Source organism: Amycolatopsis azurea DSM 43854, from assembly GCF_001995215.1.
GTDB classification, from domain to species: domain Bacteria; phylum Actinomycetota; class Actinomycetes; order Mycobacteriales; family Pseudonocardiaceae; genus Amycolatopsis; species Amycolatopsis azurea.
Genome location: NZ_MUXN01000004.1, coordinates 152,481 through 166,423, shown reverse-complemented (window position 1 = coordinate 166,423; position 13,943 = coordinate 152,481). Strand labels below are relative to the sequence as shown.

Genomic DNA, 13,943 nt, shown 5'->3' with positions numbered 1-13,943 from the left:
TCACCGCGGGTTGTTCCCCCGCCAAGCCACGTAGTCGGCGACGGCCGACTCGACGTCGAAAGCCGGTTCGAAGCCGGTGTCCTCGGCGAGCCGGGCGATGTCGAGATGCGGTCCGCACTGTCCTCCCGGCCGGAGATCGAGCCGGAGCCCCGGAGTGATCGCCTCCAGCGCGCCGGTGAGTTCGCGGTTGAGCGACGGCCGCCCGCGGGACACGTTGTAGGTGTTGTGCCGCAAGGTGTCCGCGGTCATGAGCGCGGCGATCGCGCGCCCCGCGTCGGGCGCGTAGCAGCTGTCGCCACCGTCGTCGGCGAGCAGCGGTGACGGCCGCTCGCCGCGGAGGACGGCGCTGATGTACGGCGGGATGGGGTTGAACGGCGATTCCGGATCCATCAGCGGACCCCAGACGCTCCCGATCCGCAGCACGACCGGCTGGACCCCGCTGCCCGCGAGAGCGTGCGCGGTCAGCGCCTCGACGGCCTTCTTGAAGGCGATGATCAGATGGGGCAGCTCCACGGAGGGCAGGGCGAGTTCCTCGTGCCATGGGGAATCCGTCTGTCCGATGTAGACACCGAGGCTGCTGGCGACGGCGAATCGGCGGACACCCCACGTGCGCGCGGCGTCCAGGGCGTTGAGCAGGGCGGTGGTGTCCGTGCGAAAGAAGGCGACCGGATCCTCGCCGGGGACGGTTCCGGCGAGATGGACGATGTCCTCGATGTCGTGCCGGTCGGCGAGCGCCAGGAAGGCGTCCCGATCGGTGACGTCGAGAGGTTCGACGGTCACCTTGCCTTCGAGGAACGACGGGACCTCGGTGCGGTGATGAGCCGTGACCACGACGTCGTGGCCGAGGTCGGTGAGCGCGCGGGCGGTGTGGGCGCCGATCATGCCCAGCCCGCCGGTGACGAGGATCATCGGCCCACCCCGTAATGCAGGTGGGTCACGCCCGGAGCAGGAATCGCTTGCAGCAGACGGAGTTCCACGTGTTCCGGGAGTTCGTTGAAGAACCTCCTGCCCCGGCCGAGCAGGATGGGCACCTGGTGCAGGATCACCTCGTCGACCAGCCCCGCGGCCAGCGCGGAGGTGATCAGCCCGCCGCCCATCAGACCGACGTCCTTGGGCCCGGCGATCTCGCGCGCCGCGGCGATGGCGTCCTCGACGCCGGTGGTGACCACGGTCTGCCGGTCGCTCGCTTCGGGCACGGGACCGTGGGTGACGAGGACCATCGGCGCCGTCGGGTGCGGGCTCCCGCCGCCGAACCGGCCGGAGTGTTCGTAGGTGGTGCGCCCGACGACGATCGCGCCGATCCGGCTCGCGATGGTGTCGAAGAACCGCGCGCTCGGTTCGCTCAGCTTGAAGCCGTCGAACACCTCGCTCGGGGTGTCGCCGTCGAAGTACCAGTCGAACAGCGTCGGCGCGTCGCCGAGCCCGCTTCCGAACTCGTCGGCACCTTCGGGCACCTTTCCGCTGATGAAGCCGTCCACCGAGACGGCGAGGCCGGTGAAGACCTTGCTCATGTCATTCCTCCACGATTCGTTTCGTTTGTCCGAGGTGGGCGGCGATACCCCCAGCACCGCCGTCCACCTCGCGGACCGGCGGCCAGCCCTGTTCCTTCGCGTACTTCGCGACGCGTGCGGCCAGTTCGGCTCCCGGTCCTTCCCCCGCGACCAGCACCGGCCCCGGATCGGCACCCAAGCTCCGGGCGTGCGCCGCCGCCCACTCCAGGAGCGCCCGCCACGCCGGGAACGCGGGCAATCCGGCGGCGATCACGACCGCCCCGCGTCCCGCGACCCGTTCGGCGCCTGCCCCGTCCGGGGCGAACCACAGCACCAAGGGGGCTGTGGCAGGCTCCCCGGAAGGCCAGTGCACCCGCGCGACACCGCCCCGCATCCGCAGCTCGGCGACGCGCTGACCTGCTGTTTCGGCCATGACCAACCCTGTCACGGGCGAGGCGGGGAAGGGAAAGACCGATCCCGCATGACGTTCTTGCGCGGAACGCATCACCACGTCCGGCGCGGGCGGGGATACTCGACGCCATGTCCGAACGTCCCGCCGGGCCGCGGCTGCTGGGCATGCCTTCGGCCGCCGACGCGATCGAGCTCAAGCATCTGCGGGCGTTCGTCGCGGTCGCCGACGAACTCAACTTCAGCCGAGCCGCGAACCGGCTGTTCGTCTCCCAGCCGGCGCTCAGCCGCCAGATCAAGGCGCTGGAGCAGCTGATCGGCTGTCAGCTGCTGCGCCGCTCGACCCACCGTGTCGAACTGACCCTCGCCGGTGAGGCGCTGCTCGGCGCCACACTCCCGTTGCTGTCCGACATGGACGACGCGATCGCCCTCACCCGATCGGTCGGTGGCGAGGTGAACACGCGGGTCACGCAGCTGTGGAACTCGGTCGCCGAGGACGGCGGAAGCGGTCTCACGGCGATGCGCGAGGCTTTCGAAGCACTCAACGCGCAACTCCCCGTCCCGGACGGCACGGTGGTGCGGCCGGTCCAGGCGGACGGCGTGTCCTCACTGGTCGTCTCCCCCGGACCGGGGCACCGGCCGACCGTGCTGCACCTGCACGGCGGCGGGTACATCGCGGGCTCGGCCTTCGGTTACCGCCCGCTGGCCGGCGCGCTGGCGGCGGCGACCGGCACCGCCGTGCTCGTGCCGGACTACCGGCTCGCCCCGGAGCATCCGTTCCCCGCCGCGCTGGAAGACGCGCTCCGGGCATATCGCTGGCTGCTCGGCCAGGGCACGGACCCGGAGCGGCTGACCGTCAGCGGCGACTCGGCGGGCGGCGGGCTGGCTGTCTCCCTGCTGGTCAAGCTCAAACAGGAGGGTCTGCCGCAGCCCGGCAAAGTGGTCCTGCTGTGCCCGGCGGTGGACGTCGTGGACCCGCCGGACGGCGGTACCCCGGTCGCGCGGTGGTTCTCCCTCTACGTCCGCGACCACCCGCCGACGGATCCCCTGCTGAACGTCTTCGAGGCCGACCTGTCCGGGCTGCCGCCGCTGCTCGTCCAGTCGGGTACCGAAGACGCGACGCTGCCCGAGACGCGTCGTTTCGTCGACCATGCCCGCGCGCAGGGGCTCGACGTGCGCTTCGACCTGTACCCGGTCAGCACGCACGTCTTCCACCTGTTCTGGTCGTTCCTGCCCGAGGCCGCGGACGCCCTCGAACAGGTCGCCGGTTTCCTCGGCGAGGACGAAGGCGGTTCCGCGGCCGAAGCCGGCTAGACGAGCTTGTCCAGGGCGCGCGGCAAGGCCGTCGCGAGCTGGTCCAGTTCGGCTTCCCCGGCGATCAACGGCGGCGAGACCGCGATGCCCTTGGCCAGGTTCCGCACCAGGACACCTTCGTCCCGCGCCAGCCGCTGAAGCCGGTTCGCCGCGCCGGGGTTCGCCGCGACGACGTCGGCCTTCAGTTCGACCGCGGCCAGGAAGCCCAGCCCGGCCCGGACCTCGGCGACCAGCGGATGCGAGACCAGCCCCGAAAGCGCGTCGGCCAGCGGCTTCTCCAGCTCACGCCCGCGCGGGATGAGCCCGTCGCGTTCGTAGATGTCCAGCGTCGCGTTGCCCGCGGCGCAGGCGACCGGATGCCCCGCGTAGGTCGCGCCGTGCCGCAGCACCGGCGCGCCCGGCGCGCCGGTGAAGAACGGCTCGGCCACCCTCGGCGCGACGATCAGCGCGCCCAGCGGGATCGTCCCGCCGGTGATGCCCTTCGCGGTCGTGATCATGTCCGGCTTCACGGCCCACCGGTCGATCCCGAACCAGGTGCCCAGCCGTCCGAACGCGGCGATCACGCAGTCCGCGACGAACAGCACGTCGTGCTTGCGGCAGATCTCGGCGACCGCCTCGATGTACCCGTCCGGCGGCAGCAGGACCCCGCCCGCGCCGATCACCGGTTCGCAGAAGAACGCCGCGACCCGCTCCGGTCCGACCCGCAGGATCTCCGCTTCGAGCGCTTCGGCGCTGTCGTACGGCACGTGCGAGATGTCGCCCGGCAGCGGCCCGAAACCCGCGGCGTTGGCCGCGATGCCGCCGACGGCCGTGCCGAACCCGTGCGTGCCGTGGTAGCCCTGCACCCGCCCGATGACGTGCACCTTCTCCGGGCTCCCGGTGTGCGCGAAGTACGAGCGGGCGATCTTGACGGCGGTGTCGATGACGTCGCCGCCGCCCGAACCGAAGAACACCTTCGAGCCCGGTTCCGGCGTCAGCGCGGAGACGCGTTCGGCGAGCTTCAGCGCGGGCTCGTTGGCGTTGTAGCCGAACAGGTTGTACGAATCGAGCGTCCGCAACTGGTCCGCGACCGCCGTCGCGATCTCCTCGCGTCCGTGCCCGAAGTTCGCGTACCAGAGCGACGCGGTCGCGTCGAAATACCGCTTCCCCTCGTCGTCCCAGACGTAGGAACCCTCGCCGCGGGTGATGACGAGCCGGTCACCGTCGACCGCTCCCATGTCCGCGAAGGGGTGCCACAGCGGATTGCGCGCGGACGCCGACGAAACCATGTTCTTCCTCCTCGTGCTCGTGCCCCCATCCTCACCCGGATCCCGTCGTGACGCGAACACTCCATCGTGCACAGTTCGCCACCCGGACCTGTCCGGTCTGTCAGGACTACCGTCAGTGAATTTCCCACGTCATCCCAACGGCCCTTGACCCGCATCGGTCGATCCTGTTGTTTGATGAGCAGGTTTGTTCAAAGTTGAGCATTCTGGAGGACCTCAATGCGACTTTTCGCCGGGGCGCTCGTCGCCGCCTGCACGCTCACCGCCCTCTACGCCCTTCCGGCGACAGCCGCCGAGAGCGAGTCCCCACCGGTCGCCACGCCGCCGATGGGCTGGAACAGCTGGAACAAGTTCGGCTGCGATATCAACGAACAGCTGATCAGGGAAACCGCCGACGCCATGGTGTCGTCCGGGATGAAGGCCGCGGGCTATCAGTACGTCAACATCGACGACTGCTGGGCCGAAAAGAACCGCACCCCCGACGGGAAGTACGAACCACACCGCACACGATTCCCCAGCGGGATCAAGGCGTTGGCCGACTACGTGCACGGCAAAGGGCTGAAGCTCGGCATCTACACCAGCGCCGGCACGGAAACCTGCGCGCGGACCATGCCCGGTTCGCTCGACCACGAAGAGGTCGACGCGCGGACGTTCGCGGAGTGGGGTGTCGACTACCTCAAATACGACAACTGCAACAACCAGGGCCGCCCCGCACTGGAGCGGTACACGAAAATGGGCGAGGCGCTGAAGAAGACCAGCCGCCCGATCGTCTACGCCCTCTGCGAATGGGGCCAGAACAAGCCCTGGGAATGGGGCAGGAACGCGGGCGCGCAACTGTGGCGCACCACCGGCGACATCACCGACACCTGGGCGAGCGTGATGAACCTTCTCGACCAGCAGGTCGGCTTGGAGGCCTACTCCGGACCTGGCGGCTGGAACGACCCGGACATGCTCGAGGTCGGCAACGGCGGCATGACCGACACGGAATACCGCTCCCATTTCGCGCTCTGGTCGTTGCTCAACGCCCCGCTGCTGGCGGGCAACGACCTGCGCTCGATGTCCGAGGCGACCAAGAAGATCCTGCTGAACAAGGATCTTCTCGCGGTCAACCAGGACTGGGGCGGCAAACAGGGCCACAAGGTCCGCGACGACGGTGACACCGAGGTCTGGGCCAAGCCGATGTCCGACGGCTCGAACGTCGTCGTGCTGTTCAACCGCGGCGGCGCGTCGGCGACAGTGTCTGCCACAGCCAAGGAGATCGGTGCCCCGGCGTCGTCCGGCTACCGGGTCCGGGATCTGTGGTCCGGCACCGAGACCGAATCCGCCGGAACCCTGCGGGCCGGGCTGCCGAGCCACGGCTCGGCGACGTTCCGGGTCTGGCCGTCCAGCAAGCCGCAGGCCGCGCCGCATACGACGCTTTCGTTACAGGCTCCCGAATACGTCGCGACCGACAAGCCGTTCACCACGACGCTGCGGGTGTTCAACGACGGCCGGACGCCGGTGCGGTCGGGCACGGTGAAGCTGACGGTCGGCGCGGGCTGGAAGCCGGACGGCGGTACCGAAGTCGGGATTCCCGTTGTCGCGCCCGGGAAGTCGTGGGAACGGAGCTGGACCGTGCGCCCGTCGTCACCCTCCGGCGACCACGTCGAGGTCTCCGGCCGGATCGACTACCGGACGGCCTGGGGCGCGCGATCGTTGACCACGAGAGGAAGCGCTCCCCTCGTGAAAGCGCCCGCCGCCGGGACGAGCGCGCTGTCGAAGGCGGCGTTCATGACGGCGGACAACGGCTACGGCCCGGTGGAACGCGGGACCAGCAACGGTGAATCGGGCGCCGGCGATGGTCGCAAGATGAGCATCGGCGGCGTGACCTACGACGACGGGCTGGGCGTCCACGCGCCGTCGAAGGTCCGGATCTACCTCGGCGGCGGCTGCACGTCGTTCACGTCGTCGGTCGGGGTCGACGACGAGAAGGCCGCGGGCAGCGTGGCCTTCGAGGTCCTCGGCGACGGGAAGCGACTGGCGAACACCGGCGTGCTCAAACGCGGCCAGGCCGCGGAGAAGCTTTCCGTTCCGCTGGGCGGGGTCCAGGTGGTGGATCTGGTCGTCACGGACGGCGGTGACGGCGTCGATTCCGATCACGCGGACTGGGCCGGTGCGACTCTGAGCTGCTAGGGGCTCGTGAGTGGCGGGGCCGGGGTCTGGTTGCGTGCTCAGTCCCTCGTCGTACGCCGACCTCAGGTGTTGCGAAAGCCACTTTCGCAACGTTGAAGGTTGCGAAAGTGGCTTTCGCAACACGACTTTCCGCTCGTGCGATGGAGGGAAGTCCCCTTCACCCCGCTCGTCACCACTGAGCAGAAGTCCGTGAAGGCCTCCTTGAGGGACCCAGAGTCCCTCAAGGAGGCCTTCACGGACCTGCCACCCGACAGGACACCTTTGCCTGGACACCACTCACGACTCGCGGCGCTCGTAAGCGGCCAGAAGCTGCCTTTCCGCGTCCCGCAGATACTTCTCCAGCGCCGTCTCCGCGGGCCCGAACCGCCCTCGCTCCAGGTCCCGCAGGATCCGCTCGTGCCGCACCAGGAACGGCTCGAAGAACGCGCGCGTGTTGTCCGCCAGCACGAAGAACAGCCGCGTCTCCGCCAGCACCTGGCGCATCGTCGTGCTGACCCGCTCACTGTCCGCCAGATCGCCCACCGCCTGATGGAAAGCGATACTCGCGGTCCCGACGGCCTGCCAGTCACCTTCGTCCGCCGCCGCCCGGCCCTTCGTCACCGCGGCGGCGAGGGCGGAAAGATCCACAGTGGACAGTTCGGACGCGCACCGCAGCGCACCGCATTCGGTGACCCGCCGCATCACGTAGAGATCCGAGATGTCCTGCGCGGTCAGCTCCCGCACGAACACGCCGCGGTTGAGTTCGTGCACCGCGAGCCGTTCGTGTGCCAGCAGTTGGAAGGACTCGCGCAGGGTATTGCGCGAAACACCCAGCGCGGCACTGATCGACGGTTCGGAAAGCCTCGACCCCGGTGGGAAAACACCTTCCGTGATGCGCTGTCGCAGGATCTCCGCGACCCGTTCCGCTGTCCCGCTTCGTTCCAGCAGAGGTCTGTCCCGGGCCAGTGTCTCCTCGGCGGCAGGAGTGGACATGGCGTTACCTGACGCCGAGTTCGAAGTCGAGGCTGTACCGGTTGCCCGGCATCGCGCCCGCCGCCTTGGCGCCGTCGATCGGGAGCGCGACTCCGTTGATGAACCGCGATTCGTCGCTGGCCAGGAAGACGACGGCCTTCGCGACCTCCCAGGCCTCACCGACCCGTCCCGCGGGCGTGCTCGCGGTCAAGTGATGTTGCTTGGCCTCGAAATCCTCGGGCGACGCGAGGGTGCCGCGCAGCATGTCAGTGTCGATGGCGCCCGGGTTGATCGTGTTCGCGCGGATCCCCTGGTGCGCGTGCGCGACGGCGATCGACTTCGTCAGGCCGACCAGCGCGTGCTTGGTGGCGTTGTACACCGGGTCGGCCGGGCGGCCCATCACCCCGCCGTTGGACGACGTCGTGATGATGCTGCCCGCCTTGTTCGCGATCATGTGCGGCAGCACCGCGCGCGTGCCGAGGAAGGCCGCGCGCACGTTCAGCGCGAAGATGTTGTCGAATTCCGCCAAGGTGGTGTCGGCCAGCGGCTTGCCGAGGTGGATTCCGACGTTGTTGAACAGCACGTCGATCCGACCGGTTTCGGCGAGCACCCCGCGCACGAACTCGTCGACCTGCCCCTCGTCGGTGGCGTCCACAAGGGAGTGTGCCGCGCCTTCAACGGACTCCGCGGGCTCGCGGATGTCGCTGGAGAACACGGTCGCGCCCTCGGCGACGAACTCCTTCACGGTGGCGAGCCCGATTCCCCTCGCGCCGCCGAAGACCACCGCGACCTTGTCTGCCAGCCGACCCATGCTCATTTCCTCCCTCTCAACGAAACCGCTGTGTAGTCCTCCGGAAGGCGCACCAGCGCCTCAGGATCCCCGTGATAGGTGACCTCGATGCCGTACAGCTCGCGCGCCGCTCGCGGCGAGATGTAGCGGTCGACGACGTCGGCGAGCACGGCTTCCGGGTCCCGTTCGAACGGGTCGCCGTAACCCCCGCCACCCGGGAGGAACACGTTCACCACGTCGCACGGGCTCAGGTTCACCCGGCTCTTCGACGGCAAGGCACCGCGGGTCAGTGCGAACCGGCCCACCGACCCGTCGCGCCCCGAGTCCACACCGGACGCCGCCCGGAGCAACCGGTCGACGTTCCCGTTGACACTCCAGGAGATCTCACCGCGGGCGCCCATCGTGGTGCACTGGCCGAGACCGCCACGCCACTTTCCGGCGCCGCCGGAGTCCGTGCGCAGCACGCGTTCATGCTGGATCAGCGGCGCCATCGTCTCGATGACCTCTGTCGGTGTGGACCGCAGCCCGCTCGGGAATCCGGTCGTATTCAGACCATCCTTTGTGGACCTTGCGCCGATCCCGCCGGTCTGGAAGACGTTGAGCATGAACTCGCGGCCCTCGGCGTCGGTACCGCGCCAGATCGTCATCCACAACGCGTCCGCGCTGTGCGCCATCGCGTTGCCGGGCAACGCTTCGCGCAAGGCGGTGATCAGCAGCGAAGGCAGGAAATGCCCGATCAGGTGCCGAGAGGCGACCGGCGCGGGCGGAGTGCAGTTCAGCACCGACCCCTCCGGCGCGGTGACGTGCACTGGCCGGAACGAACCCGCGTTGTGCGGCACCTCCGGGGAGATGGCCGCCTTGACCGCGAACGAGGCGTACGCCCTGGTGTAGTTCAGGACGACGTTGATCCCGCGACGGCTTTGCGGCGACGAACCGGCGAAGTCGAGATGGATCTCGTCGCCGTCGACGGTCACGGTGACCTTGAGGACGACCTCTTCGTCGTCGAACCCGTCGGTCACCAGTTCACTGGCGTACGTGCCGTCCGGCAGTTTCGCCAGCGCGTCACGCAGGGCACGCTCGGACCGGTTCATGATCTCCGCGGCGATGTCGTCGAGGGTGTCGAGGTCGAATTCCTCCAGCAGCCGCACCAGGCTGGCGGCGCCGACCTCGTTCCCGGTGACCTGGGCGTACAGATCGCCGATGGTCTCCTCCGGGGTGCGGACGTTCGCGCGGATCAGCAGTTCGAGATCCGCGTTGACCTCGCCCGCGCGGAGGAACTTCATGATCGGCAGGCGCAAGCCTTCTTCGAAGACCTCGGTCGCTTCCGCCGAGACCAGCCTTCCGCCGATGTCCGGGGCGTGGCAACAGGACGCGAACCACGCGACCAGCCGTCCTCGCAGGAACACCGGTGTGGCGACGGTGATGTCGTTGATCTGCCCGGCCGTCTGCCACGGATCGTTGGTGAGCAGGACGTCGCCCGGTTCCAGGGTCTCCGGCGGGTACGCGGCGACGAAGTGGTGCATCCCGGTCGCCATCGCGTTGATGTGGCCTGGGGTCCCGCCGACGGACTGGCCGATCATCTCGCCACGCGAATCGAACACCGCGCAGGCCAGATCGAGCGATTCCCGCACCACGGAAGAGAACGCCGTGTTGACGAGCGCGTTCTGCTGTTCGGCCAGGATCGAGTGCAGCCGGTTTCCCAGCACCCCCACCAGGATCGGGTCGACGCTCACACCGTCACCACCAGACTGGCGTCTTCGCCGACCACGCAGTGAGAACCCGGGGGAACGACCACAGTGGACTCCCGTTCCTCCACGATGGCCGGGCCTTCGACGCGATCACCCGGTTTGAGCCGGTACCGGTCGAACACCGCCGTGTCGACAAAGCCACCCTCGGCGGGAAAGTACGCCGGACGCGTCCCCTTGCGCGCGTCGCCCTCGGCCTCGGCCCCCGCGAGTTTCAGCGTGACCTCGGGTGCCGGACCGCTGGAGACGACCCGCCAGTTGAGCACCTCGATCCCGACGTCCGGCCCGGTCCGCCGGTACAGCGTCCGATAGGTCCCGGTGAACGCGTTGACCAGCGACTCAGGCCACTTCCCCGGCTCGACCGGCACGCGGATCTCGTACCCCTGACCGGAATAGCGCATTTCGGCGATCCTGCGGTGCGTCACCCGAGCACCGTCCACACCGGACTTCTCCAGCAGTTCCGCGCCCTCGGCCTCCATCTCGGCGAACAGCGCGTCGACCTGCTCCCACGAGAGATCGAGGACCGCGGAACGCGCCGAACGCACGAAATCGAAGGCCAGCGGCGCGGTGAGGAATCCCGCCGCGCTCAGCACCCCGGCCGCCGGCGGGGCGACCACCTCGGGGGCGCCGAGTGCGCGTGCCACGCCGACGCCGTGCACCGGCCCGGCACCGCCGAAAGTGAACATCGGCAGCTTCGCCGGATCCTTGCCGCGTTCGACGGCGTGGACGCGGGCGGCGTTGGCCATGTCCTCGTTGACGCTGGTGTGAATGCCCCAAGCGGCCTCTTCGACGCTGACGCCGAGCGGTCCGGCGATCTTCGCGCGGATCGCCTCGCGCGCGCCCTCGGCGTCCAAAGTCATTCCGCCGCCGAGGAAGTACCCGGGGTCCAGGTAGCCGAGCACGAGGTCGGCGTCGGTCACGGTGGGTTCGGCGCCGCCTCGTCCGTAGCAGACCGGGCCGGGCTCGGATCCCGCCGAATCCGGGCCGACGGTGAGCAGGCCGAGCGCGTCGATGCGGGCGATCGAACCGCCGCCGACGCCGATCTCGATCATGTCGGTGACCGGGACCTTGACCGGCAGCCCGGATCCCGGCAGCAGCCGGTACTTCCGGTCCACCTCGAACTCGTGCGTCACCAGCGGCGCGCCGCCGGAGATCATGCACAGTTTCGCCGTGGTGCCGCCCATATCAAAGGCCAGCAGGTCTTCGACACCGGCCGCGGACCCGATCGCGGACGCGGCCAGTGCCCCGCCCGCCGGACCGGATTCGAGGATGCGGATCGGGTACCGCGCGGCCGTGTCGACGGTCGCGATCCCGCCGTTGGACAGCATGATGTGCGGCGACGGCCGCACCCCGGCCTCGTGCAGGCGCCGTTCCAGATCACGCAGATAGCGTTCGGTGAGGTCCTGGACGTAGACGTTCGCGACCGTGGTGGACGCGCGTTCGAATTCGCGGATCTCGGGGACGACCTCGCTGGACAGCGCGACCCTCAACCGAGGCGCCACGTCCGCCAGCACCTCGGCGGCCCGTCGTTCGTGCGCGGGATTGGTGAAGGCGTGCAGGAAACAGATCGCCACCGCGTCGATCCCACGGGCGTCGAGCTCGCGGCCCAGCCGCGCGACGTACTCCTCGTCCAGTCCCCTGTGGACTGTCCCGTCGGCGAGGATCCGCTCGCGGACGTCGAAGCGCAGGTGACGTGGGACCAGCGGCGTCGGCAATTCGATGAGCAGGTCGTACAGTTCGTAGCGATGTTCGCGCCGCATCTCCAGCACGTCACGGAAACCGGCGGTCGCCAGCAGCGCGGTGCGCGCTCCCTTGCGTTCGATGAGCGCGTTCGTGACCAGTGTGGTCCCGTGCACGAACTGCTCGACGTCTCCCGCGTCCAGCCCGGCGTCGGCGAGTGTCCTTTTCAGACCTTCCTCGACCGCGCGAGCGGGTTCGTCGTGCGTCGTCAGGACTTTGCCGACGGCGACGACCCCGGTCTCGTCGAGCACGCAGAGATCGGTGAACGTGCCGCCGATGTCCACGCCGACGCGGAGCCCGGTCACGAAGAACCCTTGCGATACCAGCGCGGCGAGGTGTTGAGCGGCGGCGCCATCTTCGCGCGGACGACCAGCACGTTCGGCTCGTCGGACTCGATGAACTCGCCGAGCAGCCGCCGGAACGCGCGCCCGAACCCGGAGACCCGGTCCGCGTGCACCCCGAAGGACCTGGCCAGGCCGACGAAATCAGGGCTGTCCCAATCGACTCCCCGGCGCGGCAGCCCGGCGCGGTCCTGGTCGTAGCGCAGCATCCCATAGCCGCCGTCGTCGACGACGATCGTCGTGACCGGCAGCTGTTCCTGCGCCAGCGTGTGGAGGTCGCCGCACCCGAAGAGGAAGCCACCGTCGCCCGTGACACAGATCGCCCGGCCCGCGCCCGCGGCAGCGGCGCCGAGCGCGGCGGGGAAGCCGTACCCGAGTGTGCCCCAGCCCATCGGATAGGCGAGCTTGCGCGGGGCGCGGACGCGGTGGAACCCGCCGATCCAGTACCCGGCCACGCACATGTCCGCGACCACGACCGCGTCGGGCGGCAGCACTTCGTCCAAAGTGGACAGCAGATCGGCGGCCTGCGGCTCCTCTTCCCTGATCCGCCGCCGGACCCGGGCGGAGACCTTGGCGAGCCTGCCCACGAGCGCCGCGATCCCCGACCGTTCCTCGACTTTCAGCGCCTCGGTGAGCACCTTGGCGTCGCCGACCAGCGTGATGTCCGGCTGATAGTTCTTGGCCGCGTCGTCCGGGTCGACGTTGATCGCGATGAGCTTCTTCGGCTGCGGCATCAGCCAGTTCTGTGTCATCAGCCCGTCGAAGTCGGTGCCGATGGCGAGGACGACATCGGCCTCGTCCCACAGCGCGCCGACCTCGGGCGCGTGTACCGGGTTCGGGGCGAGACAGGGATGGTCGACCGACAGGAGCCCGCGGGCACCGAACGTGGTGAGCACCGGCGCGGCCAGCCGTTCGGCGAGTTTCCCGATCGCCTCGCCCGCCTCGGCGCGCAGCGCGCCGCCGCCCGCCCAGATCAGCGGCTTGTCCGCGGCCGCCAGCATCGCCTCGGCCTCGGTGAGGTCCGGGATCTCGGACGGCCGCGCGTGCGACCTCGGCGGACGGCGGGCGGGCGTCCGCTCCGACAGGAAGTCGGTGGGGATGCCGAGGTAGACGGGCCCGCTCTGCGGCTGGAGCGCGAGCCGGGCCGCGCGGTGGAGCGTGGCGGCGACCTGGTCGGCGCTCGGGACGGTGAACCCGGCCTTGGTGACCGGCGCGAACATCGCCTGCTGGTCCGACGTCTCGTGCAGCACGCCGCGGACCACGCCGGGCTGCCGCAGCGTGGACGGGATGTCGGTCGCGATGATCAGCACGGGCGCGGCCGAAGCCATGGCCTCGCCGACGGCGGCGAGCGTGTTCGCCGCGCCGGGTCCCGTGGTCACCAGGGCGACGCCGAGCTTCCCGGTCGCGCGGGCGTACCCGTCGGCCGCGTATCCGGCCGTCTGCTCGTGCCGGACCCCGACGAGCCGGATGTCCGTATCGGCCAGCGCCTCCCATAACGGCAGGTTGTGCACCCCAGGGAGACCGAAGACGACTTCGGTCCCCAGAGCGGTCAGCGCGTCGGCCAGATGCTGGGCTCCGGTGGGTGCAGGCACCCCGCCGATAGTGCCAGATCGTTGAACGATCCAGCAACCATCGGCCGAGGTCGTCATGAGTGGTGAGGACGGTTATTGGGGGCAGGGCAGGGTGTCCTGTCGGGTGCCGAGTCCGTGAAGGGGGCTTTCCACTCA

General features: G+C 69.4%; 11 protein-coding genes. 2 read left to right on the top strand and 9 right to left on the bottom strand.

All coding sequences use genetic code 11. The features are described from left to right. Genes B0293_RS07185 through B0293_RS07175 form a run of 3 tightly spaced genes read right to left on the bottom strand, consistent with a single transcriptional unit; the run spans position 1 to position 1,923 of the window. On the bottom strand, positions 1-909 hold the full coding sequence (locus B0293_RS07185; RefSeq protein WP_005150492.1) for an NAD-dependent epimerase/dehydratase family protein: 909 nt from the start codon (positions 907-909) through the stop codon (positions 1-3). Beyond that, positions 906-1,511: a dihydrofolate reductase family protein gene (locus tag B0293_RS07180; RefSeq protein WP_005150494.1), complete on the bottom strand. Its 606-nt coding sequence runs from the start codon at positions 1,509-1,511 to the stop codon at positions 906-908. Before B0293_RS07180 ends, B0293_RS07185 begins: the two co-directional genes overlap by 4 nt. Before the next feature lies 1 nt (position 1,512). Then, a complete protein-coding gene (locus tag B0293_RS07175) occupies positions 1,513-1,923 on the bottom strand; it encodes an alpha/beta hydrolase fold domain-containing protein (RefSeq protein WP_005150498.1) in 411 nt (136 codons plus the stop codon). Between the two features lie 107 nt (positions 1,924-2,030). Between B0293_RS07175 and B0293_RS07170 the strand changes: the two genes are divergently transcribed. After that, complete coding sequence (locus B0293_RS07170; protein ID WP_005150501.1) at positions 2,031-3,212, top strand: alpha/beta hydrolase fold domain-containing protein; 1,182 nt, start codon at positions 2,031-2,033, stop codon at positions 3,210-3,212. On the opposite strand, the gene B0293_RS07165 is transcribed toward B0293_RS07170, so the two are convergent. Further along, on the bottom strand, positions 3,209-4,480 hold the full coding sequence (locus B0293_RS07165) for an aminotransferase family protein (protein ID WP_005150503.1): 1,272 nt from the start codon (positions 4,478-4,480) through the stop codon (positions 3,209-3,211). The genes B0293_RS07170 and B0293_RS07165 overlap by 4 nt on opposite strands. Positions 4,481-4,696: 216 nt before the next feature. On the opposite strand from B0293_RS07165, the gene B0293_RS07160 reads away from it, so the two are divergent. Continuing rightward, positions 4,697-6,649: an NPCBM/NEW2 domain-containing protein gene (locus B0293_RS07160; protein WP_005150510.1), complete on the top strand. Its 1,953-nt coding sequence runs from the start codon at positions 4,697-4,699 to the stop codon at positions 6,647-6,649. Positions 6,650-6,925: 276 nt separating this feature from the next. On the opposite strand, the gene B0293_RS07155 is transcribed toward B0293_RS07160, so the two are convergent. Genes B0293_RS07155 through B0293_RS07135 form a run of 5 tightly spaced genes read right to left on the bottom strand, consistent with a single transcriptional unit; the run spans position 6,926 to position 13,808 of the window. Continuing rightward, on the bottom strand, positions 6,926-7,621 hold the full coding sequence (locus B0293_RS07155; RefSeq protein ID WP_005150516.1) for a GntR family transcriptional regulator: 696 nt from the start codon (positions 7,619-7,621) through the stop codon (positions 6,926-6,928). 4 nt (positions 7,622-7,625) lie between these two features. Continuing rightward, positions 7,626-8,411, bottom strand: a complete 786-nt coding sequence (locus B0293_RS07150) for an SDR family NAD(P)-dependent oxidoreductase (protein WP_005150519.1) — start codon at positions 8,409-8,411, stop codon at positions 7,626-7,628. 2 nt (positions 8,412-8,413) lie between these two features. Beyond that, entirely contained in the window at positions 8,414-10,123 is a 1,710-nt protein-coding gene (locus tag B0293_RS07145) for a hydantoinase B/oxoprolinase family protein (RefSeq protein WP_005150521.1), read from the bottom strand. Further along, on the bottom strand, positions 10,120-12,180 hold the full coding sequence (locus tag B0293_RS07140) for a hydantoinase/oxoprolinase family protein (protein ID WP_005150523.1): 2,061 nt from the start codon (positions 12,178-12,180) through the stop codon (positions 10,120-10,122). The genes B0293_RS07145 and B0293_RS07140 overlap by 4 nt, the downstream gene beginning before the upstream one ends. Next, positions 12,177-13,808 (bottom strand): thiamine pyrophosphate-binding protein, encoded by a 1,632-nt coding sequence (locus B0293_RS07135; protein ID WP_052014245.1) that lies wholly within the window; start codon positions 13,806-13,808, stop codon positions 12,177-12,179. Before B0293_RS07135 ends, B0293_RS07140 begins: the two co-directional genes overlap by 4 nt. Positions 13,809-13,943: the final 135 nt, after the last annotated feature.

Bases quoted from the DNA above. Each gene is read 5' to 3' on its own strand.
- B0293_RS07185 (WP_005150492.1), bottom strand. From the start codon at position 909: ATGATCCTCGTCACCGGCGGGCTGGGCATGATCGGCGCCCACACCGCC.
- B0293_RS07180 (WP_005150494.1), bottom strand. From the start codon at position 1,511: ATGAGCAAGGTCTTCACCGGCCTCGCCGTCTCGGTGGACGGCTTCATC.
- B0293_RS07175 (WP_005150498.1), bottom strand. From the start codon at position 1,923: ATGGCCGAAACAGCAGGTCAGCGCGTCGCCGAGCTGCGGATGCGGGGC.
- B0293_RS07170 (WP_005150501.1), top strand. From the start codon at position 2,031: ATGTCCGAACGTCCCGCCGGGCCGCGGCTGCTGGGCATGCCTTCGGCC.
- B0293_RS07165 (WP_005150503.1), bottom strand. From the start codon at position 4,480: ATGGTTTCGTCGGCGTCCGCGCGCAATCCGCTGTGGCACCCCTTCGCG.
- B0293_RS07160 (WP_005150510.1), top strand. From the start codon at position 4,697: ATGCGACTTTTCGCCGGGGCGCTCGTCGCCGCCTGCACGCTCACCGCC.
- B0293_RS07155 (WP_005150516.1), bottom strand. From the start codon at position 7,621: ATGTCCACTCCTGCCGCCGAGGAGACACTGGCCCGGGACAGACCTCTG.
- B0293_RS07150 (WP_005150519.1), bottom strand. From the start codon at position 8,411: ATGGGTCGGCTGGCAGACAAGGTCGCGGTGGTCTTCGGCGGCGCGAGG.